Below are 23,198 nucleotides of genomic sequence, written 5' to 3'. Positions count from 1 at the left end.
AGCGCGGCCAAGCCTTCGCGCTGCCATCCATGCCGGCCGGCGCTTGACTTCAGCCTGACATGCCACGGTCACATCCGACGACCGCCCAACGATTCAGGAGGATTTCCATGCCCGCCGTCACAGCGACGACCCCCAACCGGCCCAGCAGCGCCCAGAGCGTGCGGAACGAAACCGTCCGACCGCCCACCCCGACGACATCCACGCCGACGCCCGCGCTGCTGTCCGAGAACCCGAGCTTCCCGCCGGTCCGTCGCAGCAGCACGAGTTCGTCCTCCTCCAGCTCGCGGCCTCGCAGCAACGCACCGTCGATCCGCTCCCAGCATGGCGAGACCTCGCCGGGGGTCATGCCGATGAACGATCTGTCGCAAACCCCGCCGCTGTTCAACGCGCCGCAGCACCACGCACCGCAGGACCTGACCCCGAACGTCCCCGACGACCACCTGTCCACGGCCTCGTCGGAGAGCGATCACGCCCAGCCGGGTCCGCTGGAGGGGCCGCTGGCCGGGAAGCCAAGCTTCCGCGCCGTCAATCCGTTCTTCTTCAGCAAGATCAACAAGGGCAAGCTGACCGCCCGGTTGCCGCCCGACATCGAGGGCTGCGTCGCGCACATGCTGAACTCGATGCGCACCACCGAGAACGGCGCCGACGTCGCCCAGCTGAAGGCGCTGGCGCAGACCCAGGCGCAGGTGCTGCGCGACCACCACATCACGACGCGCGAGCAGTTCGTCGACCTGCTGGCCAGCGTGCAATGGCGCGACCAGGGCACGGCCGTGCTGCACGGCATGGCCAGCGCGAACGGCTTCAACGTCGGCTCAGCCATCGTCGACTTCAAGGTCGGCGACCAGGTGCTCGAAGGCATGCTGGCCGCGCTCGGCAAGGACACGCCGGCCGCGTGGTCCGGGCTGGCCACGGGCGCGGCGCTGGGCCTGATGCTGTCGATCCTGGACGCCGGCTCGGGCGCCGCCGCGGCCAAGACTTTCGAGAACGCCTACTTCACCCGCCCGCCGGAAGACAAGCTGCCGGCACCGCTGCAGGGCGCCAACCCGCACAGCAAGAAAAGCTTCGCCACGGACCTGACCATCGCCGCCGGCGCCAGCTACGGCGGGCTGCGCAACACCGCTCGCGTGATCAACGCCGCGGCGGCCGGCACCCACGGCACGCCCGACCAGCGCATCCTGGGCGACAACATGCTCGACGTGGTGGGCGGCTCGACGCTGGGCGGCGGCGGCATGCGCGCGATCCGCAACAGCCTGGAGATCGGCGACGGGCGCGCCGGCTTCCAGCACTTCCTGGCGCGCTCCGACCTGGCCGAGTGCCTGGATCACCTGAACAAGCCGGCCCACCAGCAGATCGCCAGCGCGCTGACCAATGTCCCGCTGTATGCCAAGAACGTGGCCACGACGCTGCCGCAGGCCCTGCAGGACGTGCTGGCCAGCAAGCTCGGCTGGACTTCGCACGCCATCCTGACCCCCGGCTTCGGCGCCTTGTTCTCGATGCTGGTCGGCATGCCGGAGGCTCTCGTGAATCACGGCCATTCGAAGCAGAACGCCGCGCTGTACACGCAGCTCGCCAAGTTCGCCGGCCTGCAGGCGCTGTACCACCTGTGGGGCGGCGCGCTCGGCGCGGTCGCCATGCCGTCGGCCCAGGCCGACCCGTCGCAGGCCTGAGTCCTCAGGCGGCGAGGCGGAACACCGCGACCGCCCCGGCCAGGTGCTGTGCCTGCAGCTTCAGGCTTTCGGCCGCCGCCGCCGATTCCTCGACCAGGGCCGCGTTCTGCTGCGTCATGCCGTCGATGCGGTCGACCGCCACGTTGACCTCGCCGATGCCCTGCGCCTGCTGGTGCGCCGCACCGCTGATCCGGCCGATCAGCGCGGTGACGCCGCCCACCTGGGCCACGATGTCGGCCATCGTCGTGCCGGCCTCGCGCGCCAGGCGGCTGCCGGCATCGATGCGCTCGCTGCTCGCCGCGATCAGGCCCTTGATCTCGCGCGCCGCCTCGGCACTGCGGTGGGCGAGAGCGCGCACCTCGCCGGCCACCACCGAGAAGCCGCGGCCGTGCTCGCCCGAACGCGCGGCCTCGACGGCGGCGTTCAGCGCCAGGATGTTGGTCTGGAATGCGATGCCGTCGATGACGCCGACGATGGCGGCGATGCGCTGGCTGGCATCGGCGATGCCGTCCATGGTCTGCACCACCTGCGCGACCACCTCGCCGCCGCGGCCGGCGGCCGACACCGTCAGCGCGGCGGCCCGGTCGGCCTGCTGCGCGTGGTCGGCGCTGCTGCGCACGTGGGCGTCGATCTCGTGCATCGCCGACGCCGTCTGCTGCAGGCTGCCGGCCTGCTGCTCGGTGCGCTCCGACAGGTCAGCATTGCCCTGCGCGATCTGCGCGCTGGCGATGGCGATGCCGTCGACGCCGTCGCGCACCTCGTCGACCACGCGGCGCAGCCCCTGCTGCATCGCGTCCAGCGCCTGCAGCACCTGCACCGCCTCGTCGCGCCCCTGCACCACGATGCGGCCGGCGAGGTCGCCGGTGGCGATTCGCCCGGCCGCCTCGCAGGCCTGTTGCAGCGGCCGCGCGACATCGCGCTGCAGCCGGCGCCACACCAGCAGGAAGAGCCCGGTGCCGGCGAGCACCGAGCCGGCCAGCACCGCGAGGTTGCCGTGCAGGCCGGCGGCCTCGACCGTGTCGAACGCCGCGATGTTCTCCTCGGCGACGGCGGCCGAACGCTGCACCGTGACGTCGACCGCGCGCCGATGGGCTTCGTAGATCAAGTGCACCGCGGCCAGCGCCTCGCGCGCCGCGTCGGCCTGCCCGTCAACCAGCGGCTGCAGCACCTTCGTGCGGCCGGCCTCGAAGAAGCGCTGCGCCGTCGCATGCTGCTCGCCCAGCAGTTCGCGCTCCAGCCCGAACGGCGGGTGCGCGGTCCAGTAGCCGACGCGGTCCCGGTACTCGGCCGCCAGCTTGTCGAAGGCGCGCATCGCGTCGGGCGGTGCCAGCGTGCCTTCCAGCGCGCGCGACAGCGTCAGCCGCGCCTCGATCAGGTACATCGGCGGCGGCAGGATGTCGGCCGTCACGTCCTTCGCGACGAACACCTTGCGCGCCTGCTGCTGCATCTGCTGCCCGCTCCACCACGCGGACGCCGCCAGCGCCCCCATCGCGCACAGGCACACGGCCAACAGGCACAACAGGACGGACTTGATCGACTTCATCGGGACACCTCATGGGCTGGTCTCCCTGATTTCGACGACCGCACCCGGACGCTTGACCCGAGGTTTGTCAACCATTGACAACGCCGGCCAGCAGCGCGGCATTGCCGCCGGCGGCCGCCGTGTTGATGGTCAGCGTCTGTTCGGCGCAGAAGCGGTACAGGTAGTGCGGGCCACCGGCCTTGGGCCCGGTGCCGCTGAGGCCTTCACCGCCGAAGGGCTGCACGCCCACCACCGCGCCGATCATGTTGCGGTTGACGTAGACGTTGCCGATGCGCGCCGCATACGCCAGGCGCAGCGCACGGCTGTCGATGCGCGTCTGGATGCCCAGCGTCAGGCCGAAGCCGAGCGCATTGACCTGCGCGATCACGTCGCCCGGATCGCCGCCCCAGCGCACCACGTGCAGCACCGGGCCGAAGATCTCCTGCTGCACGTCGGCCACGCGCGGCAGCTCGAAGGCCACCGGCGCCACCAGTCGGGGGAAGGCGGCCGCGAGCGGCGCCTCGCCGATCAGCGTGGCGCTGCCGCGCAACCGCTCGACGTGGCCGCGGATGCCGGCGAAGGCCTCGTCGTCGATCACCGGGCCGACGTCGGTGGCCAGCAGCGCCGGGTCGTCGACGCGCAGCTCGGCGAGTGCGCCGCGGATCATCTCGATCACGCCGTCGGCCACGCTCTCGTGCACGCACAGCAGGCGCAGCGCCGAGCAGCGCTGGCCGGCGGAGCGGAACGCGCTCTGCACCACCGCGTCGACCACCTGCTCGGGCAGCGCGGTGCTGTCGACCAGCATCGCGTTGATGCCGCCGGTCTCGGCGATCAGCGGCACGATGGGTCCATCCTTGGCGGCCAGCGTGCGGTTGATGATCTTCGCGACCGCGGTCGAGCCGGTGAAGCAGACGCCGGCGCTGCGCGCATCGGCCACCAGCGCGGCGCCGACGGTCTCGCCCGGGCCGTGCAGCATCGCGAGCGCATCGCGCGGCACGCCGGCCTCGTGCAGCAAGGCCACCATGCGCTGCGCGACCGCCGGCGTCTGCTCGGCCGGCTTGGCCGCCACCGCGTTGCCCGCCACCAGTGCCGCGACCACCTGGCCGGCGAAGATCGCGAGCGGGAAGTTCCACGGGCTGATGCAGACGAAGACGCCGCGGCCGTGCAGCTGCAGCTCGTTGTGCTCGCCGGTCGGGCCGGGCAGGGTCTGTGTCGCCAGGCGCAGCTCGGCCTGGTCGGCGTAGTAGCGGCAGAAGTCGACCGCCTCGCGCACCTCGGCCACGCAGTCGCCGAGCGTCTTGTGGGCTTCCTTCACCAGCAGGCCGCAGAACTCGGGCAGCCGCGCCTCCAGTGCATCGCCGGCCCGGCGCAGGATCGCGGCACGCTCGGCCAGCGGCGTCGCGTTCCAGCGGTTGAAGCCGGCCTGCAGGCGCGCCATCGCCTCGCCCACGTCGGCCACCGTGGCCTCGCGCACCGACTCGACCGTGGTGGCCGCGACGGCCGCGTCCAGCGGCGCCCGCTCGGCCAGGCAGGCCAGGTCGACGCCGCGCGAGTTGATGCGGCTGCCTTCGCCGTACAGCGCCCGCGGCATCGGCTGGCCGGGGGCCGCGGCCGGCACGAGCGGCGAGGCCAGCAGCGTGTCGACCGGCACGTCGTCGTCGGACAGCTGGTGCACGAAGGACGAGTTGGCGCCGTTCTCCAGCAGGCGTCGCACCAGGTAGGCCAGCAGGTCGCGGTGTTCGCCGACCGGCGCGTAGACGCGCACCGGGATGGCGGCGTCGCGCATCACCTCGCGGTAGACGCCCTCGCCCATGCCGTGCAGGCGCTGCATCTCGAACGCCGCGCCGGCACGCCGCGCCATCTGCACGATGGCCGCGATGGTGCCGGCGTTGTGCGTCGCGAACTGCGGGTAGATGACCTCGGCATGGCCGATCAGCGCGCGCGCGCAGGCCAGGTACGAGATGTCGGTGTGGTGCTTGTGGGTGAACACCGGGTAGCCGGCGAGGCCCAGCTCCTGCGCACGCTTGATCTCGCCATCCCAGTAGGCGCCCTTGACCAGCCGCACCATGAACTTCAGCCCGTGCCGGCGGGCGATGCGCGCGACCTCGTCGACCACCTGCGGCGCGCGCGTCTGGTAGGCCTGCACCGCGAGGCCGAAGCCGCGCCATTGCGGGTACGCGCCGGCGATGCGGGCGGCCAGCGCGTCCAGCACGTCGAGCGACAGCTCCAGCCGGTCGCTTTCTTCGGCGTCGATCGTCAGGTTGATGTTGGCCGGCGCGGCCAGCTCGATCAGTTGCCACACCCGCGGCAGCAGCTCGGCACCGACGCGCTCGCGCTGCGCGTCTTCATAGCGCGAGAACAGTGCGCTCAGCTTGATCGAGATGCCGTCGGCCGACTCGGGGCCGGCCGCCACCCGGCCGCCGGCGATCGCCTCGATGGCCCGGGCGTAAGACGCCAGGTAGCGGCGCGCATCGGCCTCGGTGCGCGCGCCTTCGCCCAGCATGTCGTAGCTGAAGCGCAGGCCGGCCAGTTGCTTGCGCGCCGACGCGGCCTCGTCCATCGCCTCGCCGATGTCGCGGCCCAGCACGAACTGCCGGCCGAGCAACTGGATCGCCCGCACGGTGGCGGCCACCACGGTCTGCGCGCCCAGCCGCTTGAACAGGCCGGCCTCGGCATCGGCGTCGGGCAGGAATTTCTTGGACAGCGAGATCGCGCTGGCCGACAGGCTGGCCAGCATCTTGTGCGGCCCACCCGACGAGGCGTCGAACTCGGCCTTGCCGAGCTGGTCGGCGGTCAGCGCGATCGCGGTCTCGGCGTCGGGCACGCGCAACAGCGCCTCGGCCAGCCGCATCAGCGCCAGGCCCTCGGCGCTGGAGATCGGGTACTCGCGCAGCAGCGATTCCATCGCCCAGAACGGCGCCGGCTTGTCGCGCACCGCCTGCACCCAGGGACGCGCCGCCTGCACCACGGCCGGCCAATCCAGCGCCTGCGCGAGGGGTGGCGTCAGGCTTGCTAACAGCTCCAGTTCAGGGCGGTACGGGTAGGGCAGGCGGGCCGAGGCCGGCGGCAGAAACATCATGCGGTGTCACCATTGGTGTTAGTTCTACTAGCGTATCTGCCAGTTACATGAATTAATCGCCAACAAAAAGCCGGTTCTCCAATTCATTCACCATGAAAAGCAACCACAGCCTGCCCGCCACGCTGGACAAGATCGACGCCCGCATCCTGGGCGCGCTGCAGCAGGACGGGCGCATCTCGAACCTGAAGCTCGCCGAGACGGTGCACTTGTCGCCGACGGCGGTGCTCGAGCGCGTGAAGCGGCTGACGCGCGACGGCTTCATCCTCGGCTACGAAGCGCGATTGAACCCCGACAAGCTCGGCGCGGGAATGATGGTCTTCATCGAGGTGGTGCTCGACCGGACCACGCCGGACGTGATGAAGGCCTTCAAGGCGGCGGTGCAGGTGCGCCCGGAGATCCTGGAATGCCACCTGGTGGCGGGCGGCTTCGACTACCTGATCAAGACGCGGGTGGCGGACATGGGCTCGTACCGCGAGCTGATCGGCTCGGTGATCTGGAGCCTGCCGGGGGTGCGGGAGACGCACACGTACGCAGTGATGGAAGAGGTGAAGAACACGACGGCCTTGCCGATCTGACGGCGGACAACCCGGATTGGCATCCGTGCTACCGGGCGCCGAAGATCGCGCTGCCGACGCGCACCATCGTCGAGCCTTCGGCGATCGCCGCATCCAGGTCGGCAGACATGCCCATCGACAGCGTGTCGAGCGCCAGGCCCCCGGCGTTCAAGGCGTCCAGCAGCTGCCGCAACGCCCGGTGCGGCGCCCGTTGCGCCTCGAAGTCGCCCGCCGGCTCCGGGATCGCCATCAGCCCGCGCAGCCTGACCCGCGGCAGTCGGGTCACCGCCCCGGCAACCGCCGCCACCTCGTCCGGCGCCAACCCGCTCTTGCTCGCCTCGCCGCTGATGTTGACCTGCAGGCACAGCTGCAACGGCGCCAGGTGGGCCGGCCGCTGCTCCGACAGCCGCTGCGCGATCTTCAGCCGGTCGACCGAGTGCACCCAGTCGAACTCCTCGGCGACGATGCGCGTCTTGTTGCTCTGCAGCGGCCCGATCAGGTGCCACTCGACCTGCGCGCGCAGGTCTGCCAGCGCGGCGATCTTGTCGACGCCCTCTTGCACGTAGTTCTCGCCGAAGCGCCGTTCGCCGGCCGCGAAAGCCTCGCGCACCGCCTCCGGCCCGAAAGTTTTGGTAACACTCAGCAGCGTGACGCTTTGCACGGGCCGTTGTGCGCTCGCACAGGCCCGCGCGATGCGCTGGTGCACTTGTTGTATGTTCGCAGCAATCATCGCCATAATTCCCGGAGCCTATCCCAACGGACAGCCGGGAACCCCAAGGGACAGGCCGCGCCGCGAACTGCCGACAAGCGGCCACTCACAACTCCTTACCAGCACCCCATGGACATCACCCAACTGCTTGCGTTCTCGGTCAAGAACAAGGCCTCCGACCTTCACCTGTCGGCCGGCCTGCCGCCGATGATCCGCGTGCACGGCGATGTGCGCCGCATCAATGTCGACCCGCTCGAGCACAAGCAGGTACACGACATGGTGTACGACATCATGAACGACTCGCAGCGCAAGAACTACGAAGAGACGCTGGAGTGCGACTTCTCGTTCGAGATCCAGGGCCTGGCGCGCTTTCGCGTCAACGCCTTCAACCAGAACCGCGGCGCGGGCGCGGTGTTCCGGACCATTCCGTCGAAGATCCTGACGCTGGAGCAGCTGAACACGCCCAAGGTGTTCGCCGAACTCGCGCTGAAGCCGCGCGGCCTGGTGCTCGTCACCGGCCCGACCGGCTCGGGCAAGTCCACCACGCTGGCGGCGATGGTGAACCACCTGAACGAAAACGAGTACGGCCACGTGCTGACGGTCGAAGACCCGATCGAGTTCGTGCACGAGTCGAAGAAGTGCCTGGTCAACCAGCGCGAGGTCGGCCCGCACACGCTGAGCTTCGCGAATGCGCTGCGCTCGGCGCTGCGCGAAGACCCGGACTGCATCCTGGTGGGCGAAATGCGCGACCTGGAAACCATCCGCCTGGCGCTGACCGCCGCCGAAACCGGCCACCTGGTCTTCGGCACGCTGCACACCAGCTCGGCCGCCAAGACCATCGACCGCGTGGTCGACGTGTTCCCGGCCGCCGAGAAGGAAATGGTGCGTTCGATGCTGTCCGAATCGCTGATCGGCGTGATCTCGCAGACGCTGTGCAAGCTGAAGGACGGCAGCGGCCGCGTCGCGGCGCACGAGATCATGCTGGGCACCGCCGCCATCCGCAACCTGATCCGCGAGAACAAGATCGCGCAGATGTATTCGTCGATCCAGACCGGCAACACCGTCGGCATGCAGACGCTGGACCAGAACCTGTCCGACCTGGTGCGCCGCAACATCGTTTCGCCCGCCGAAGCGCGCGCCAAGGCGAAGTTCCCCGAGAACTTCCCCGGCTGATCCGGCCCCGCGAAAGCGTCGCTTGAAGAAGCTCTTTGATCGCCTGAAGCGCGGCGGCGATGCGACCCCGCCGGTCGCCGCCGAGGACGCGAGCGTCACCGATTCGGGTTTCTTCTCCACCCAGTTCCTCGACCGCGGCGACGATCCGCAGCCGCTGGCCACCTGGGCGGCGCGGGCCGTCACCGTGGGCGCGACGACGGTGGAGCGCAAGCAGGCCGAGCCGCTGTTCGCCAAGCTGTGGGGTGCCGACCGCTACGTGGCGGCGCTGAGCCCCGACGAGCTGCTGCGCATGAGCCAATACCTGCATTTCGTGCAGGTGGCGGCCAACAAGGAAGTGATCGGCCAAGACGAGCAGGGCGACTACATGCTGATCGTGCTGGACGGCACGCTGGCGGTCGACCGCGTGCAACCCTGGGGCGGCCGCGCCCGGCTGGCCGAGGCCCGCGCGGGCGACATGCTGGGCGAGATGTCGCTGCTGGACGCGGGCGCCCGCTTCTCCGCCTGCACCACGCTGACGCCGTGTACCCTGGCGGTGGTGGATGCACAGCGATTGGATGAGATGATCATGTTCGAGCCGCGGCTCGGCCTGGCCTTGCTGGCCTCGCTGTCGCGGCGTTTGTCTTTGCGTTTGCGGCAGGTCAGCGCCCGGCTGAGTGCCTTGTTGTCCAGCACTTGAACGGCCGACCGCCCCGAGGAAGCATCATGGAAAGAGACCAGGCATCGAAATTCGTCAACGACCTGCTGCGCCTGATGGTGTCGCGCAACGGGTCCGACTTGTTCCTCACCGCGGACTTCCCGCCGGCCATCAAGGTCGACGGCAAGGTGACCAAGGTGTCGCCGCAGCCGCTGACGGGCCAGCACACGCTGGCGCTGACACGCTCGGTGATGAACGACAAGCAGGCCGCCGAGTTCGAGCGCACCAAGGAGTGCAATTTCGCGATCTCGCCGCAGGGCATCGGCCGCTTCCGGGTCAATGCCTTCGTGCAGCAGGGACATGTCGGGCTGGTGCTGCGGACGATTCCGCAGACGCTGCCGACCATCGACAGCCTGAACCTGCCGCAGGTGCTGAAGGACGTCACGATGACCAAGCGCGGGCTGGTGATCTTCGTCGGCGCCACCGGCTCGGGCAAGAGCACCTCGCTGGCGGCGATGGTCGACTTCCGCAACGAGAACTCGTACGGCCACATCATCACCATCGAAGACCCGGTGGAGTTCGTGCACCCGCACAAGAACTGCATCGTCACGCAGCGGGAAGTGGGCATCGACACCGAGGGCTGGGGCCAGGCGCTGAAGAACACGCTGCGCCAGGCGCCCGACGTGATCCTGATGGGCGAAATCCGCGACCGCGAGACCATGGAGCACGCGGTGGCCTTCGCCGAGACCGGCCACCTGTGCATGGCGACGCTGCACGCGAACAGCGCCAACCAGGCGCTCGACCGGATCATCAACTTCTTCCCCGAAGAGCGGCGCGCGCAGCTGCTGATGGACTTGTCGCTGAACCTGAAATCGCTGGTGTCRCAGCGCCTGCTGCCGCGCCAGGAAGGGCGCGGGCGGATCGCGGCGGTCGAGATCATGCTGAACACGCCGCTGATCTCTGAGCTGATCTTCAAGGGCGAGGTGGCCGAGATCAAGGAGATCATGAAGAAGTCGCGCGAGCTGGGCATGCAGACCTTCGACCAGAGCCTGTTCGACCTGTATGAGAACCACCTGGTGACTTACGAAGACGCGCTGCGCAACGCCGATTCGGTGAACGACCTGCGGCTGCAGATCAAGCTGAACAGCACCCGGGCGCGCAGCTCGGACCTCGCCGCCGGCACCGAGCACCTGACGATTGTTTGAAGCAGCAGCCATCCGCATGAGCACCAAGACGTACGAGGCCATCGCGCCGCAGACCGTGGCCTTCCTGGGGCTGGGCGTGATGGGGTATCCGATGGCCGGGCACCTGGCGCGCGCGGGACACCGCGTGACGGTCTACAACCGCACGGCGGCCAAGGCGGCGCAGTGGACCAAGGAGTACGGCGGCAGCAGTGCGCCGACGCCGAAGGCCGCCGCGGCCGGCGCCGACATCGTGTTCGCCTGCGTCGGCAACGACGACGACCTGCGCTCGGTGACCACCGGCGCCGACGGTGCGTTCGCCGGCATGAAGCGCGGCGCGATCTTCGTCGACCACACCACCGCATCGGCCGAGGTGGCGCGCGAACTGAGCGCCGCGGCGCAGCCGCTGGGCCTGCAGTTCATCGACGCGCCGGTCTCGGGCGGCAACCTGGGCGCCATCAACGGCGCGCTGACGGTGATGTGCGGCGGCGATGCGGCTGCGTTCGGCAAGGCCCAGCCGGTGGCGATGGCCTTCGCGAAGGCGATGACGCTGCTCGGCGAGAGTGGCGCCGGCCAGCTGGCCAAGATGGTCAACCAGATCTGCATCGCCGGCCTGGTGCAAGGCCTGGCCGAGGCGATCGCCTTCGGGCAGAAGGCCGGGCTGGACATGACGGCCGTGCTCGGCGTGATCGGCAAGGGCGCCGCGCAGAGCTGGCAGATGGACAACCGCGGGCCGACGATGATCGCCGGCAAGTTCGACTTCGGCTTCGCGGTCGACTGGATGCGCAAGGACCTGGGCCTGGTGCTCGACGAGGCCAAGCGCAACGGCGCGCGGCTGCCGGTGACGGCGCTGGTCGACCAGTTCTATGCCGACGTGCAGGCCGGTGGCGGCAAGCGCTGGGATACCTCCAGCCTGATCACGCGGCTGAAGTAGGCCCCACCCGGAGGCCGATCGGGTCCGTCAAGGCCTGGCGGGTGCCGAGGCGGCCGATGCGTTGGGCACCGGTCGCAGGTTGGCCAGTTCGGCCTCGGTGACGATCTCGAACACCCGCACCACCTTCTGCACGCCGCTGATGCTGCGCGTGAGTTCGGTCGCGCGGTCGGCCTCGCGCTCGGTGACGATGCCCATCAGGTAGACGGTGCCGCGCTCGGTCGTGACCTTGAAGGCGTTGGCCTGCAGGTCGCGGGCGTCGATCAGCGTCGCCTTGACCTTGCTGGTGACCAGCGCGTCGCCGCTCGGGCTGCGGCTGAAGGTGGCGGAGCCGACCACGCCGATCTCGTTGACGATGCTGCGGACGTTCTCGAGCTTGGCCACGGCCTGTTCGGCATTCGCCTTCTCGGCATCGCTCTGCACCTCGCCGGTCAGCAGCACCATGCGGTTGTAGCTGACGACGCCGACCTTGGAGCGCTGCGGGTCGATGGCGTCGCGCAGGCGGCCGGCGGCCTTCAGCTCGATCGCCTGGTCTTCGAGCTGGGCGCCGGAGGTGCGGCGGTCGGTGGCGACGAGCGCGCCGCCGACCGCGGCGCCGCCGAGGAACAGCACGGCGCAGCCCGACAGGGCCGAGGCGGCCACCAGGGCGGCCAGCAGCATCGAGAGGCGGGTGGTGAGGGAGCGGGAGCGCAGAGACATCATGTGTTTTCCTGTTCGCCGAGCAGTTGCAGGTCGACCGCATCGCACAGGCAATGCAGCGCGAGGATGTGGACCTCCTGGATGCGTGCGGTGCGTTCGTGCGGCACGCAGATGTGGACGTCGGTCTCGGTGAGTTCGGCCAGCATCTTGCCGCCGCCGCGCCCGGTGAGCGCGATGACGGTCATTTCCTTCGCGTGGGCCGCCTCGACGGCGGCCAGCACGTTGGCGGAGTTGCCGCTGGTGGTGATGGCGATCAGCACGTCGCCGGGGGCGCCGAGGGCCTGCACCTGCTTCGAGAAGATCGCGTTGAAGTCGTAGTCGTTGCCGATCGCCGTGAGGATGGAGGTGTCGGTGGTGAGGGCGAGGGCGGCGAGGCCGGGGCGTTCGCGCTCGAAGCGACCGACGAACTCGGCGGCGAAGTGCTGGGCGTCGCTGGCCGAGCCGCCGTTGCCGCAGGCGAGCACCTTGCCGCCGGCGGTGATGCAGCCGACCACGGCGCTGACGGCATCGGCGATGGGACGGGAGAGGATTTCGGCGGCGGCGTACTTCAGGTCGGCGCTGTCGAAGAATTGTTGCTGGATTCGTTGTTCGAGCATGGGCATGGATGATATGACACGCGTGCACCAGGGTGGTTCCGCCGATGTGATCGCCTGCTCAGCCACAGTCGAAGGCTGCGCGCAGCCAGTCGAGGCGCTCGCCTTCGATGGCCACGACGTCGAAGCGGCAGGGCGGCGGGCTGGCGAAGGCACGCAGGAAATGCTGCGCCGCGAAGATGACACGGCGTTGTTTGGTGACACCGATGCTCGCCGCGGCGCCGCCATGGCTGAGCCGGGCACGGGCGCGCACCTCGACGAAGACCAGGGTGCCGTCGCGGTCACGCAGGATCAGGTCGACTTCACCCCCGCGCGAGCGCGGTCCGGCGGCGACCCGATAATTGCGCCGCACCAGCACGAGGCCGTGGCGCAGCAGGTGCGCGAGGGCGCGTGCCTCGCCGTCGTCTCCCACCTCCTTCGTTGTCTGCCCCATCGTGACCCTGGACTCATCGTTGTTGTTGAAGGCCGCCGAGGCCGCCGCGGGTGCGCAGCAGTACCCCGCCGGGGCGCTCTACGTCGTCGCGACGCCGATCGGCAACCTGGCGGACATCACGCTGCGGGCGATCCACGTGCTGTCGCTGGTGGACGCGGTGGCCTGCGAGGACACGCGGCACAGCGCGCAGCTGATGCGGCACCTGGGGCTGGACAAGCCGTTGATGGCGGTGCACGAGCACAACGAGCGCGAGGCGGCGCAGGCGGTGCTGGCGCGGCTGGCGCGCGGCGAGCGGGTGGCGTACGTGAGCGACGCGGGGACACCGGCGGTGAGCGATCCGGGGGCGGTGCTGGTCGCTGCGACGCAGGCGGCGGGGTATCGGACGGTGCCGGTGCCGGGGGTGAGCAGTGCGTTGGCGGCGTTGAGTGTAGCGGGGGATGCGCAAGGTGCGGGATTCGAGTTCATCGGGTTCATTCCGCCCAAAGGCAGCGAGCGGGCACAGGCCCTGCAGGCGATTGCGAAACGCGCGAGTGCACAGGTGTTGTTCGAAGCACCGCATCGCATCGAGAAGTTGGTCAAGGGCCTGGCTGATACGTGCGGGGACCGGCTCGTCACGCTCTGCCGCGAACTGACCAAGCAGTTCGAGAGCATCGTGACCTTGCCGGCCGTGCGGCTGCCGGCGTGGATGGACGAGGACGAGCACCGCCAGCGCGGTGAATTCGTCCTCGTCGTGCACGCTCAGCCCGCCCAGCACGACGAGTCAGCGGCGCAGGCCGAGGCGACGCTCAAGATCCTGCTCTCCGAACTGCCGTTGACACAGGCTGTTTCATTGGCTGCAAGCATCACCGGCACCGCTCGCAATGCGCTCTATGCACGAGCGTTGTCGATGCGAGCGACCGATTGAAACGTGAAAACACAGGCTGCAGAGGAGTTCACGTCTTGTCTGTCTGCACTCTCCGATGCTGGTTGATATCGCGAGAAGGCCGCCCAGAGTGCTGAGGCGCCTCCCCAAGTACATCCCAATCAGCATCCGCAGGAAACATTGCCTCGGGGTCCTTCTCGATGAGCATGTTGAGCTTCTCAATCGTTCCGGCTATGACCAGCCGCTCACTCCTCAACGTCTTGAGCTCCCTTTCGAGCTGAGCAATACGCCTTGTACAAGCGGCGTAGTCTTCCTTCGATTGAATCCTCGCTGCATGTAGTTCGTGCACGTCGGCCGACGCGATTGTTTGAGACACCTTCTTGAGGGCGTTCGTATTTGCCTTATGCCGACGGAGCTTCTCCACATCCTGTAGATAAGCCTCCATCATGCGCCCTCCCTTTCTGGGTGACACACGAGTCATCACTGGCAAGGATTCCCGCTGACCCCGGGTCTTCTCTGGAATATTCATCCGGAGGGACCCCTTCGGCGGAGACTGCCTTGCAAGTCTCGGACTGGATACTTTGAGGGCATCCTCTGGCGAGCGAGTCCGCGAGTCGTTTGAAAGGTGTTCGTCGTGGCTTCGCGGCGAAGATGCAGCGGAGCCACACCCCCTTTTCTTCTCATCGCGAGTGGCCTTTGATTCTTCAACCGGTTCGGCAAACTCGTTCCGTTTCGGCTTCAACTTCTCCCAAGCGGCTGACGCTTCTTCCGTCAGGCGCAGGGGCTCGCTCTTGCGTGCATTTCTTCTTAGGTGCCCTCCATGTTTTTGATGTGGCACGTCACGCGTCTTCTTGACATTCGACCGCGCCTTGTCTCGTTCATTGTTCGCTTTCGTCGAAAGTGCCTTTGCTTTATTTTCTGTCGTCGGCTCAGGTGGGATCGGTGTGTTTCGCAGATCGATCTTTTCTCTCGATGGCTTTTTTTTAATCACGGAGGTCTCCTGGCAAACATGCCCAGTGGCGGGTTGCAGACCGACAATGCGGCCTTGCTTTGAGTAACAACCGTACAGTCACGGTTCCTTGACTCCTGCCCTGCCCGGCAAGCCCTTCGCTCGACCGGCCATTCGCCCCGCTCCTAGAATGCCCCATCACCCCACAGGAGCCGCCGCCATGATCTCGCGCGAACCCACCATCGAACGCCTGGCCGTCGCCCGCTCCCTGCTGCTCGACCCCTTCGGCCTGACCGATGCCACGCTGGCCAAGGCGCTGCAGGCCATCGCCACGCACCGCATCGACGACGCCGACCTCTACTTCCAGTACACCCGCAGCGAAGGCTGGAGCCTCGAAGAGGGCATCGTGAAGAGCGGCAGCTTCGGCATCGACCAGGGCGTCGGCGTGCGAGCGGTGGCCGGCGAGAAGACCGCCTTCGCCTACTCCGACGACATCTCCGAAGCCGCGCTGCTCGATGCCGCCGCCACCGTGCGCACCATCGCCGCGGCCGGCCAGAGCCGCAGCGTCAAGGTCAACACGAAGCCGCAGATCGCCGGCAGCCGCGTGCTCTACGCCCCGATGGACCCGATCGCCACGCTCGACAGCACGCAGAAGGTCGCGTTGCTCGAACGGGTCGAGAAGCTCGCCCGCGCCAAGGACCCGCGCATCAAGCAGGTGATGGCCGGCATCGCCGCCGAATACGACGTGGTGCTGGTGGCCCGCGCCGACGGCACGATGGCTGCCGACGTGCGCCCGCTGGTGCGGCTGTCCGTCACCGTGATCGCGGAGCAGACCATCGAGGGCGAAGTGCGCCGCGAAGTCGGCTCAGGCGGCGGCGGCGGACGCTTCGGCCTCGGCTATTTCCACGACAGCATGATCGAGAGCTACGTCAACGACGCCGTCAAGGCCGCGCTGACCAACCTCGAATCACGCCCGGCCAAGGCCGGCGAGATGAGCGTGGTGCTCGGCCCGGGCTGGCCCGGCGTGCTGCTGCACGAGGCCATCGGCCACGGGCTCGAAGGCGACTTCAACCGCAAGGGCTCCAGTGCCTTCAGTGGGCGCATCGGCCAGCGCGTGGCCGCCAAGGGCGTCACCGTGCTCGACGACGGCACGCTGCCGGACCGCCGAGGCTCGCTGAACGTCGACGACGAAGGCAATGCCACGCAGCGCAACGTGCTGATCGAGGACGGCATCCTGAAGGGCTACATCCAGGACTCGATGAACGCGCGCCTGATGGGCGTCGCGCCCACCGGCAACGGCCGCCGCGAAAGCTATGCCGCGGTGCCGATGCCGCGCATGACCAACACCTACATGCTGGGCGGCGACAAGACCAAGGAAGAGATCATCGCCGGGCTCAAGCGCGGTCTGTACGCCACCAACTTCGGCGGCGGCCAGGTCGACATCACCAGCGGCAAGTTCGTGTTCTCGGCCTCCGAGGCCTTCTGGGTCGAGAACGGCAAGATCCAGTACCCGGTGAAGGGCGCCACCATCATCGGCAACGGGCCCGATGCGCTGACGCGCGTCAGCATGATCGGCAACGACATGAAACTCGACACCGGGGTCGGCGTGTGCGGCAAGGAAGGGCAGAGCGTGCCGGTGGGGGTGGGGCAGCCCACGCTGCGCATCGACAAGATGACGGTGGGCGGAACGGCCTGAATCTGGTCAAAGCGGCGGCGGAGGCTGCCTGTCAGCGACGCGTGGTTTGGGGGACAACGGTTTGTCGGGTGGCAGGCCGCAGCCTGACCGAGGCACACCCAGCGCGTCGGCCACCTTCATCGCCTCCTGTTCACACTCGCGCCATTCTTGCTTCAGTGCGTCTCGCTTTCTAAGCAGCTGGGCGAGGGTCTCATGCGTGACAGTCAGTCCTTTGACTTGCATTTCCTTAGTTTTCGGACTGAAGAACTCTCCGACAAGCGTATGCCTTTTTTTGTGCTGTCTTCGCGACCCTGATGATTCCACAGGTCGGCCAAGCGTCCGAATCGAGCCGCCCGTCTTCTTCGAAATCACTGTTGATTCAGGCGCCCGAGTCGTACTCGCAGGCACCCTGGGGCTCGTTTGGCACGGACTGGTTGTCGTCAGAGCGCTCACGATCGCCTTGAGTTCGAGCACCCTTTCCTTATGTATCGCGTCCGGATTTTCTTGCAGGCGCCGGAGTTCCTCCATGTAGCGCTCGATCTTCGCCTTCAGCTTTGCATCCAACTCCTGCTGCCGCTCCGGAGTTATCGCGAATGCCTCGTCGACGGCTTGAGAACGCATCGGTTCTGCCGCAGAATTGACCGCTGTCCCACGTCTGGGCGACAAAGTAATTCCTGATCTCACCAGCGTTTGACGTGCCAAATCCTGGGGCTGGGGCTGGGGCTGCCGCCATGTTTCCGACGAGGGCGGTTCTGCGGGAACGACCTTGCATTTCTCCGCCGCTACGAGCCGGGTCGGTGACGGTGACCTGCGGCTGCCGCGATGGACTGATTCACTCATGCTTGACTCACGTAGTTTCGGGTTGAACGCCAGCGCTCGCAATGGCTCGGCGGCTTGCCCGATCGCATTGCTTGCGGCGTCGCACCATGAGTAGCGTTGTATTGCAATTCGTTCCAAGCTCTCAGTGAGCGTGGCGGAGTGCTTCACTGTCCCTCTCGCAATCTCATGCCACCACCCGCACACTCAACACCGGCAACCCCGCAATCTCCCCCTGCATCACATCCCCCGGCACCACCGGCCCCACGTTCTCCGGCGTGCCGCTGAAGATGATGTCCCCGGGCTTCAGCTCGTTCGCCTGAGACAGCTTGCTGATCTGCTCGGCCACGCTCCAGATCATCTGCTTCAGGTCGGCGTTCTGCTTCAGCTGGCCGTTCACCTTCAGCGTGATCGTGCCCTGCGTGAAATGCCCCACCTGCGCCACGCGGTGGATCGGCCCGATCGGCGCCGAGCGGTCGAAGCTCTTGCCGATCTCCCACGGCTTCTTCTCGTCGCCCATCGCGCGCTGCAGGTCGCGCCGCGTCATGTCCAACCCGATCGCGTAGCCGTAGACCAGGTCCAGCGCCTGCTCCGGCGTCACGTTGCGCCCGCCGCGATGCAGCGCCGCCACCAGCTCGATCTCGTAGTGGTAGTTCTTCGTCAGCGGCGGGTACGGGTGGTCGGCCGTGCTGCCGGGCGCCACGTACTGCACCGCGTCGCTCGGCTTCTGGAAGAAGAACGGCGGCTCGCGGTTCGGGTCCGAACCCATCTCGCGCGCATGCGCCGCGTAGTTGCGCCCGATGCAGTAGATGCGCCGCACCGGGAACAGCTCAGCGCTGCCCACCACCGGCAGCGTCGGCTGCGGCACGTCGAAGGCCGTCTTCGCCGCCGCGGCCCGCGTGTCGGTCGCACAGCCGGCCACAGCGCCCAGGCCCATCGCCGCGCCGGTGGAAAGCAGGTTTCTTCGGTCCATCTTGTCTCCTCGTGGTGAAACCGCCATTGGCCCGCGCGACGTGAGCGATGTCAATTTCCCCGCACCGTGAAACACCTGTGCGCAAAAACGGGCTTGACGGACCGTCATCAGGCCGTGCTACATTCGCGGCCATGCGTTTCGTTCCGTCCTACTTCTTTGCCTACTTTTGGTTCTCGCACCGCCCGGCGGAGGAGAGGTCAGCGCGTAGGCTGTAAGACACAAACGCAAAGAACTCACCAAACCGCCGGGGTCCTCCCCGGCGGTTTTTTTTTGCCCCAGAGTTTCCGATTCACGTCACGTCCGAGGAGATCACGCCCATGAACGCCCAGTCCGCCAGCGCCACGGAGGGTTGGTATGCACCCGTCGACAAGACAGGCCAGACCGACGACGAAAGGATCCAGGACGTGACCCCGCTGCCCCCTCCCGAACACCTGGTGCGCTTCTTCCCGATCCGCGGTACCGCCGCCGAAGCGCTGATCGCCGACACCCGCCAGCGCATCAAGAACATCGTCGCCGGCCGCAACGACCGCCTGCTCGTCGTGATGGGCCCGTGCTCCATCCACGACCCCGCCGCCGCCGTCGACTACGCCCGCAAGCTGCGCATCCAGCGCGAGAAGTACGCCGGCACGCTCGAGATCGTGATGCGCGTGTACTTCGAGAAGCCGCGCACCACCGTCGGCTGGAAGGGCCTGATCAACGACCCCTACCTCGACGAAAGCTACCGCATCGACGAAGGCCTGCGCATCGCGCGCCAGCTGCTGACCGAGATCAACAAGCTGGGCATGCCGGCCGGCAGCGAGTTCCTCGACGTGATCTCGCCGCAGTACATCGGCGACCTGATCTCGTGGGGCGCGATCGGCGCCCGCACCACCGAAAGCCAGGTGCACCGCGAACTCGCCTCCGGCCTGTCGGCGCCGATCGGTTTCAAGAACGGCACCGACGGCAACATCCGCATCGCCACCGACGCGATCCAGGCCGCGGCCCGCGCCCACCACTTCCTGTCGGTGCACAAGAACGGCCAGGTCGCGATCGTCGAGACGCGCGGCAACCCCGATTGCCACGTGATCCTGCGCGGCGGCAAGACGCCCAACTACGACGCCGCCAGCGTCGAGGCCGCCTGCAAGGACCTCGCCGCCGCCAAGCTGAACCCGTCGCTGATGGTCGACTGCTCGCACGCCAACAGCAGCAAGCAGCATGAACGCCAGATCGACGTCGCACGCGACATCGCCGGCCAGCTCGCCGGCGGCAGCCGCCGCATCTTCGGCGTGATGGTCGAAAGCCACCTGACGGCCGGGGCGCAGAAGTTCAGCGCCGGCAAGGACGACCCCGCCAAGCTGGCCTATGGCCAGAGCATCACCGACGCCTGCATCGGCTGGGACGATTCGCTGACTGTCCTGGACATCCTGCACCACGCCGTCAAGGCGCGCCGAGGCTGACGCCAAGCCGATGCGTTCGCGGGTGTAAGTGCGGTCACATCGGTGTTGCGCGGGTAAGTCCGGGCAAGAAGGCTGGCCGGTCGGCGGTGGACGGGGTGCAATGCACGTTCGATCCACTCGCCCCGAGGTCCGCCATGAACACGTCGCTTCGCATCCGCAGCAGCCTGATCGCGCTGACGCTGGGCGGCGTCGCGCTGGTGGCCTCCGCCCTCACGCCGGCGGCCGAACCCTCGGCCAAGGACAAGGCCGCGATGGAGGCGGTGTTCACCAAGTTCGACACCAACGGCGACGGCAAGCTGTCGCGCGAGGAAGCCGAACGCCTGCCGGCCATCGCGGCGATGTTCGACAAGCTCGATGCCGACCACGACGGGCAGCTCACGCTGGCCGAGTTCGCGAACGGCTACTACGCCGCGCCCTGATCAATCGGTATCGCGCGCCAGCCGCTCGCTGCGCCAGTACACGTCGTCGCCGCCCAGCCCGTCGAGGTTGGCACGGTTCAGCACGCGCGCCAGCACGAACAGCAGGTCGCTGAGGCGGTTCAGGTACTGCCGCGGCTCGGCGCGCACCGTCTCGTGCGCCGCCAGCGCCACCACCGCACGCTCGGCACGTCGCGCCACCGTGCGGCCCACGTGCGCGATCGCCGCGCTGCGCGTGCCGGCCGGCAGGATGAACTCCTTCAGGCGCGGCAGCGCGGCGTTGTGCTGCGCCAGCGCTTCATCCAGGCGCAGCACCGCATCGCCCTTCAGCAGCTCGTAGCCCGGGATCGACAGCTCGCCCCCCAGGTTGAACAGCTCGTGCTGGATCACGACCAGCAGCTCGCGCACATCGCCCGGCAGCGGCTCGGCCAGCAGCACGCCGAGCGTCGAGTTCAGCTCGTCGACGTCGCCCATGGCCTGCACGCGCAGGTGGTCCTTCGGCACCCGCGTGCCGTCGCCGAGGCCGGTGGTGCCGTCGTCGCCGGTGCGGGTCGCGATCTGCGTGAGTCGGTTGGCCATGGGTCAGCGGTCGAGGGTCAGGGTTGCGTCTGCATCTGCGCGGCCTTGGCGCGCACGGTGTACTGCTGGTAGGCCGGCAGCGCGATGGCGGCGAGGATGCCGATCAGGAAGATCGCCGGGAAGATCCACGCCAGGATCTTGACGGCGCGGGTGTTCGGCGGCGGCGGCGCGCCATATTCGTTCGCGCCCGGCGTGCCGGCCTTGAAGAACCAGATCAGCGCAACGAACGGGATGAGCGTCAGCAACGCCGCCCAGCCGGACCAGCCCATGTCGTGCGTGCGCTGGATCAGCATCAGGATCRCCCAGATCGTATAGGCGATGCCCGCGATGATCATCACGGCACCGACCAGCATCGTCGAGTGCGCCACCGCGCCGATGGCACCGGCGACGCCGGCGAGCACCACGAACAGCAGGTAGCTGGCGACGATGTACGCCAGGTAGCGCACGCGGCCGATGCGGCCCTTGGCCGACCACAGGTTGATGTCCTGGAACTCGGTCGCCTCGCGGTCGACGTCGGCGACGGCCGCGCGCGGCGGCAGGTACGGATTGGCAGTGGCCATGCGGGAATCCCTCCTCGGGGGTTGAACGTGGTGTTGTGTTGCCGCGATGCGGCGCGGCCATCGTAGCCCAGCGCCCGGGCGCCGAACAGTCCTCCCGTTGGGGGTACCCCTAGAGCAGCCGTGCCCGCTTCACCGCGTGATAGCGGTTCACCAGCGCCACCGGCAGCTGCTGCGGCTCCACGTCCACCGACAACGCATCGGTGCCCGTCACGCGCCGGAAGGCATCGCGCCGCGCCTGCTCGAACCAGTGCGCGCCGGCCACGTCGACCGCGCGCTCCGGCATGCCCAGCGGCTGCGCCGCCAGCTCGCGCAGCACGCGCTCGCGCAGGCTGGCCACCAGCACCAGGTGGCGTGTGCGCAGCAGCTTCAGCGCCGGCGTCAGCTCGGCCGCATCCTCGTCGCGGAAGTTGGTCAGCACGATCACCAGCGCCCGCTTGCGCTGCGCCTTCATCACGTCGCGCGCCGCCTCCAGGTAGTCGGAGTGGCCGTTGCCCGGCTGGATGTCGTACAGCCGCGCCATCAGCGCGTTCAGCGTCGCCGCGCCCTTGCGCGGCGCGAAGCGGCGCTGCTGGCCGGGCTCGTGGCCGAAGGTCATCGCGCCGACCTCGTCGCCCTCTTTCAGCGCCACGTGCGTCAGCAGCATCAGCGCATTCAGGGCCTGGTCGAAGTGCCCGCCATCGGCGCTCGCCACGCCCTCGTCGGCCCGCATGCGGCGTCCGCAGTCGAGCAGGAACAGCACGCACTGGTCGCGCTCGTCCTGGAACTGCCGCACGATGGGCCGGCTGTGGCGCAGCGTGGCCTTCCAGTCGATGTGGCGGATCGGGTCGCCGCTCTGGTAATCGGCCAGCTGCTTGAAGTCGGTGCCCTCGCCGCGCTGCGCATAGGTCTTGATGCCGATCTGCGACAGGCGCCGGTCGCCGGCCAGCCACGCGTAGCGCGCCACCGCGGCGAAGTTCGGGTACACGTGCAGCGACTGCGGTTCGCCCAGCGTGCGCAGCACTTCGAACGCGCCGCCCAGCGTGCGCAGCCGCAGCTGCGTGCCGCCGAAGCGCACCGGCCCGCGCCGGCGCGGCGTCACGCGGTAGCGCAGCTCGACGCGGCGGCGCGGCGGCACGCGCAGCGCCAGCGGCAGCCGGTCAAAGTCGAGCGTGCCGTCGAGTTCGTCGAACACCGTGCCGCGCCAGCGCACCGTGCCGGCGTTGACGATGTTCAGCACCAGCTCGCGCGCCACGCCGATCGCCAGCGCCTGCGGCAGCCGGCGCTCCAGGCGCAGCGGCATGCGCCGCCACATCCGCTGCGTGAACCACAAGTCGGCCACGGCCCACGCCAGGGCCGCGATCACCACGCCGGCCGCCGCCCAGCCCACCAGAGGGGCCGGCGCGCCGGCGATCAGCRCGGCCGCGCTGGCCAGGGCGGCCACCGCGGCGCCCTGCACCAACGGCCGGCTGGGGATCAGGCGCATGCGCATCACCGGGGCTCAGCCTGCGGTCACAGGCGCGGCGCCGCCACGCTGTCGACCAGCACGGCCAGCAGCTCGCCGAGTTCGCGCCCTTCGAGCTGCGCGTCCGGCGCCAGCATCACGCGGTGGCGCAGCGCCGGCAGCGCATGCTGCTTCACGTCGTCGGGCGTCACGAAATCGCGCGACTGCATCATCGCGGTGGCGCGCGCCGCGCGCACCAGCGCGATCGCACCGCGCGGCCCGGCGCCGGCCGACAGGCCCGGCCACACCCGGGTGGTGCGCGCCAGCCGCACCGCGT

General features: G+C 68.6%; 24 protein-coding genes. 10 read left to right on the top strand and 14 right to left on the bottom strand.

Annotated elements, in window-relative coordinates:
* Positions 1 to 49: 49 nt before the first annotated feature.
* The gene (locus tag AC1DYN_RS09990) at positions 50 to 346 is read right to left on the bottom strand and encodes a hypothetical protein (RefSeq protein ID WP_477958977.1); all 297 of its coding nucleotides are present in this window, start codon (positions 344 to 346) and stop codon (positions 50 to 52) included.
* On the opposite strand from AC1DYN_RS09990, the gene AC1DYN_RS09985 reads away from it, so the two are divergent.
* A complete protein-coding gene (locus AC1DYN_RS09985) occupies positions 345 to 1,667 on the top strand; it encodes a hypothetical protein (RefSeq protein ID WP_477958976.1) in 1,323 nt (440 codons plus the stop codon). The two genes, AC1DYN_RS09990 and AC1DYN_RS09985, sit on opposite strands and share 2 nt — an antisense overlap.
* 4 nt (positions 1,668 to 1,671) lie before the next feature.
* Here the strand turns inward: AC1DYN_RS09985 and AC1DYN_RS09980 are convergent, their stop codons facing one another.
* Positions 1,672 to 3,210, bottom strand: a complete 1,539-nt coding sequence (locus AC1DYN_RS09980) for a methyl-accepting chemotaxis protein (protein WP_477958975.1) — start codon at positions 3,208 to 3,210, stop codon at positions 1,672 to 1,674.
* A 67-nt stretch (positions 3,211 to 3,277) separates the two neighbouring features.
* Positions 3,278 to 6,268 carry an L-glutamate gamma-semialdehyde dehydrogenase gene (locus AC1DYN_RS09975; RefSeq protein WP_477958974.1) on the bottom strand — a complete coding sequence of 997 codons (2,991 nt, stop codon included), beginning with the start codon at positions 6,266 to 6,268 and terminating at the stop codon, positions 3,278 to 3,280.
* A gap of 92 nt (positions 6,269 to 6,360) precedes the next feature.
* Between AC1DYN_RS09975 and AC1DYN_RS09970 the strand changes: the two genes are divergently transcribed.
* Positions 6,361 to 6,843 (top strand): Lrp/AsnC ligand binding domain-containing protein, encoded by a 483-nt coding sequence (locus AC1DYN_RS09970; protein ID WP_047510853.1) that lies wholly within the window; start codon positions 6,361 to 6,363, stop codon positions 6,841 to 6,843.
* A gap of 28 nt (positions 6,844 to 6,871) precedes the next feature.
* Here the strand turns inward: AC1DYN_RS09970 and AC1DYN_RS09965 are convergent, their stop codons facing one another.
* On the bottom strand, positions 6,872 to 7,558 hold the full coding sequence (locus AC1DYN_RS09965) for a YggS family pyridoxal phosphate-dependent enzyme (protein WP_477958973.1): 687 nt from the start codon (positions 7,556 to 7,558) through the stop codon (positions 6,872 to 6,874).
* 102 nt (positions 7,559 to 7,660) lie between these two features.
* On the opposite strand from AC1DYN_RS09965, the gene AC1DYN_RS09960 reads away from it, so the two are divergent.
* From AC1DYN_RS09960 to AC1DYN_RS09945, 4 genes are read left to right on the top strand one after another with little or no spacing between them, the layout of a single operon-like run.
* On the top strand, positions 7,661 to 8,704 hold the full coding sequence (locus tag AC1DYN_RS09960; RefSeq protein ID WP_477958972.1) for a type IV pilus twitching motility protein PilT: 1,044 nt from the start codon (positions 7,661 to 7,663) through the stop codon (positions 8,702 to 8,704).
* 22 nt (positions 8,705 to 8,726) lie between these two features.
* Positions 8,727 to 9,380: a cyclic nucleotide-binding domain-containing protein gene (locus AC1DYN_RS09955; protein WP_477958971.1), complete on the top strand. Its 654-nt coding sequence runs from the start codon at positions 8,727 to 8,729 to the stop codon at positions 9,378 to 9,380.
* Positions 9,381 to 9,406: 26 nt separating this feature from the next.
* Positions 9,407 to 10,543, top strand: a complete 1,137-nt coding sequence (locus AC1DYN_RS09950) for a PilT/PilU family type 4a pilus ATPase (protein WP_477958970.1) — start codon at positions 9,407 to 9,409, stop codon at positions 10,541 to 10,543.
* A gap of 16 nt (positions 10,544 to 10,559) precedes the next feature.
* The gene (locus tag AC1DYN_RS09945; protein ID WP_477958969.1) at positions 10,560 to 11,453 is read left to right on the top strand and encodes an NAD(P)-dependent oxidoreductase; all 894 of its coding nucleotides are present in this window, start codon (positions 10,560 to 10,562) and stop codon (positions 11,451 to 11,453) included.
* Positions 11,454 to 11,480: 27 nt separating this feature from the next.
* Here the strand turns inward: AC1DYN_RS09945 and AC1DYN_RS09940 are convergent, their stop codons facing one another.
* Genes AC1DYN_RS09940 through AC1DYN_RS09930 form a run of 3 tightly spaced genes read right to left on the bottom strand, consistent with a single transcriptional unit; the run spans position 11,481 to position 13,175 of the window.
* The gene (locus tag AC1DYN_RS09940; RefSeq protein ID WP_477958968.1) at positions 11,481 to 12,149 is read right to left on the bottom strand and encodes a BON domain-containing protein; all 669 of its coding nucleotides are present in this window, start codon (positions 12,147 to 12,149) and stop codon (positions 11,481 to 11,483) included.
* Positions 12,149 to 12,745, bottom strand: a complete 597-nt coding sequence (locus AC1DYN_RS09935) for a phosphoheptose isomerase (protein WP_477959023.1) — start codon at positions 12,743 to 12,745, stop codon at positions 12,149 to 12,151. Before AC1DYN_RS09935 ends, AC1DYN_RS09940 begins: the two co-directional genes overlap by 1 nt.
* Before the next feature lie 58 nt (positions 12,746 to 12,803).
* Positions 12,804 to 13,175 (bottom strand): YraN family protein, encoded by a 372-nt coding sequence (locus AC1DYN_RS09930; RefSeq protein ID WP_477958967.1) that lies wholly within the window; start codon positions 13,173 to 13,175, stop codon positions 12,804 to 12,806.
* A gap of 1 nt (position 13,176) precedes the next feature.
* Here AC1DYN_RS09930 and rsmI point away from each other — a divergent pair, with 1 nt between their 5' ends.
* Positions 13,177 to 14,079, top strand: coding sequence for a 16S rRNA (cytidine(1402)-2'-O)-methyltransferase (gene rsmI / locus AC1DYN_RS09925; protein WP_477958966.1), 903 nt, complete (start codon positions 13,177 to 13,179; stop codon positions 14,077 to 14,079).
* A gap of 28 nt (positions 14,080 to 14,107) precedes the next feature.
* Here the strand turns inward: rsmI and AC1DYN_RS09920 are convergent, their stop codons facing one another.
* The gene (locus AC1DYN_RS09920; protein ID WP_477958965.1) at positions 14,108 to 15,028 is read right to left on the bottom strand and encodes a hypothetical protein; all 921 of its coding nucleotides are present in this window, start codon (positions 15,026 to 15,028) and stop codon (positions 14,108 to 14,110) included.
* A gap of 178 nt (positions 15,029 to 15,206) precedes the next feature.
* Here AC1DYN_RS09920 and tldD point away from each other — a divergent pair, with 178 nt between their 5' ends.
* Entirely contained in the window at positions 15,207 to 16,682 is a 1,476-nt protein-coding gene (tldD, locus tag AC1DYN_RS09915) for a metalloprotease TldD (protein ID WP_477958964.1), read from the top strand.
* A gap of 6 nt (positions 16,683 to 16,688) precedes the next feature.
* Here the strand turns inward: tldD and AC1DYN_RS09910 are convergent, their stop codons facing one another.
* Both AC1DYN_RS09910 and AC1DYN_RS09905 read right to left on the bottom strand, forming a co-directional pair.
* Entirely contained in the window at positions 16,689 to 17,282 is a 594-nt protein-coding gene (locus tag AC1DYN_RS09910) for a hypothetical protein (protein ID WP_477958963.1), read from the bottom strand.
* Between the two features lie 382 nt (positions 17,283 to 17,664).
* Positions 17,665 to 18,450 carry a fumarylacetoacetate hydrolase family protein gene (locus AC1DYN_RS09905; protein ID WP_477958962.1) on the bottom strand — a complete coding sequence of 262 codons (786 nt, stop codon included), beginning with the start codon at positions 18,448 to 18,450 and terminating at the stop codon, positions 17,665 to 17,667.
* Between the two features lie 317 nt (positions 18,451 to 18,767).
* Between AC1DYN_RS09905 and AC1DYN_RS09900 the strand changes: the two genes are divergently transcribed.
* Both AC1DYN_RS09900 and AC1DYN_RS09895 read left to right on the top strand, forming a co-directional pair.
* Positions 18,768 to 19,886, top strand: a complete 1,119-nt coding sequence (locus tag AC1DYN_RS09900) for a 3-deoxy-7-phosphoheptulonate synthase (protein WP_477958961.1) — start codon at positions 18,768 to 18,770, stop codon at positions 19,884 to 19,886.
* A gap of 134 nt (positions 19,887 to 20,020) precedes the next feature.
* A complete protein-coding gene (locus AC1DYN_RS09895; protein ID WP_477958960.1) occupies positions 20,021 to 20,305 on the top strand; it encodes an EF-hand domain-containing protein in 285 nt (94 codons plus the stop codon).
* Here the strand turns inward: AC1DYN_RS09895 and AC1DYN_RS09890 are convergent, their stop codons facing one another.
* The 4 genes from AC1DYN_RS09890 to AC1DYN_RS09875 all read right to left on the bottom strand — a co-directional run.
* The gene (locus AC1DYN_RS09890) at positions 20,306 to 20,881 is read right to left on the bottom strand and encodes a cob(I)yrinic acid a,c-diamide adenosyltransferase (RefSeq protein ID WP_477958959.1); all 576 of its coding nucleotides are present in this window, start codon (positions 20,879 to 20,881) and stop codon (positions 20,306 to 20,308) included.
* Between the two features lie 17 nt (positions 20,882 to 20,898).
* Entirely contained in the window at positions 20,899 to 21,441 is a 543-nt protein-coding gene (locus AC1DYN_RS09885) for a DUF805 domain-containing protein (protein WP_477958958.1), read from the bottom strand.
* A gap of 109 nt (positions 21,442 to 21,550) precedes the next feature.
* A complete protein-coding gene (locus AC1DYN_RS09880; protein ID WP_477958957.1) occupies positions 21,551 to 22,903 on the bottom strand; it encodes a DUF58 domain-containing protein in 1,353 nt (450 codons plus the stop codon).
* 26 nt (positions 22,904 to 22,929) lie between these two features.
* The coding region (locus AC1DYN_RS09875) for an AAA family ATPase (RefSeq protein ID WP_477958956.1) at positions 22,930 to 23,198 on the bottom strand (269 nt) is incomplete at its 5' end.

It is taken from the genome of Rhizobacter sp. P2_D12 (assembly GCF_056404395.1).
Note: the sequence above shows the minus strand (reverse complement) of the source record. Positions and strands in the feature narration are given on the sequence as shown.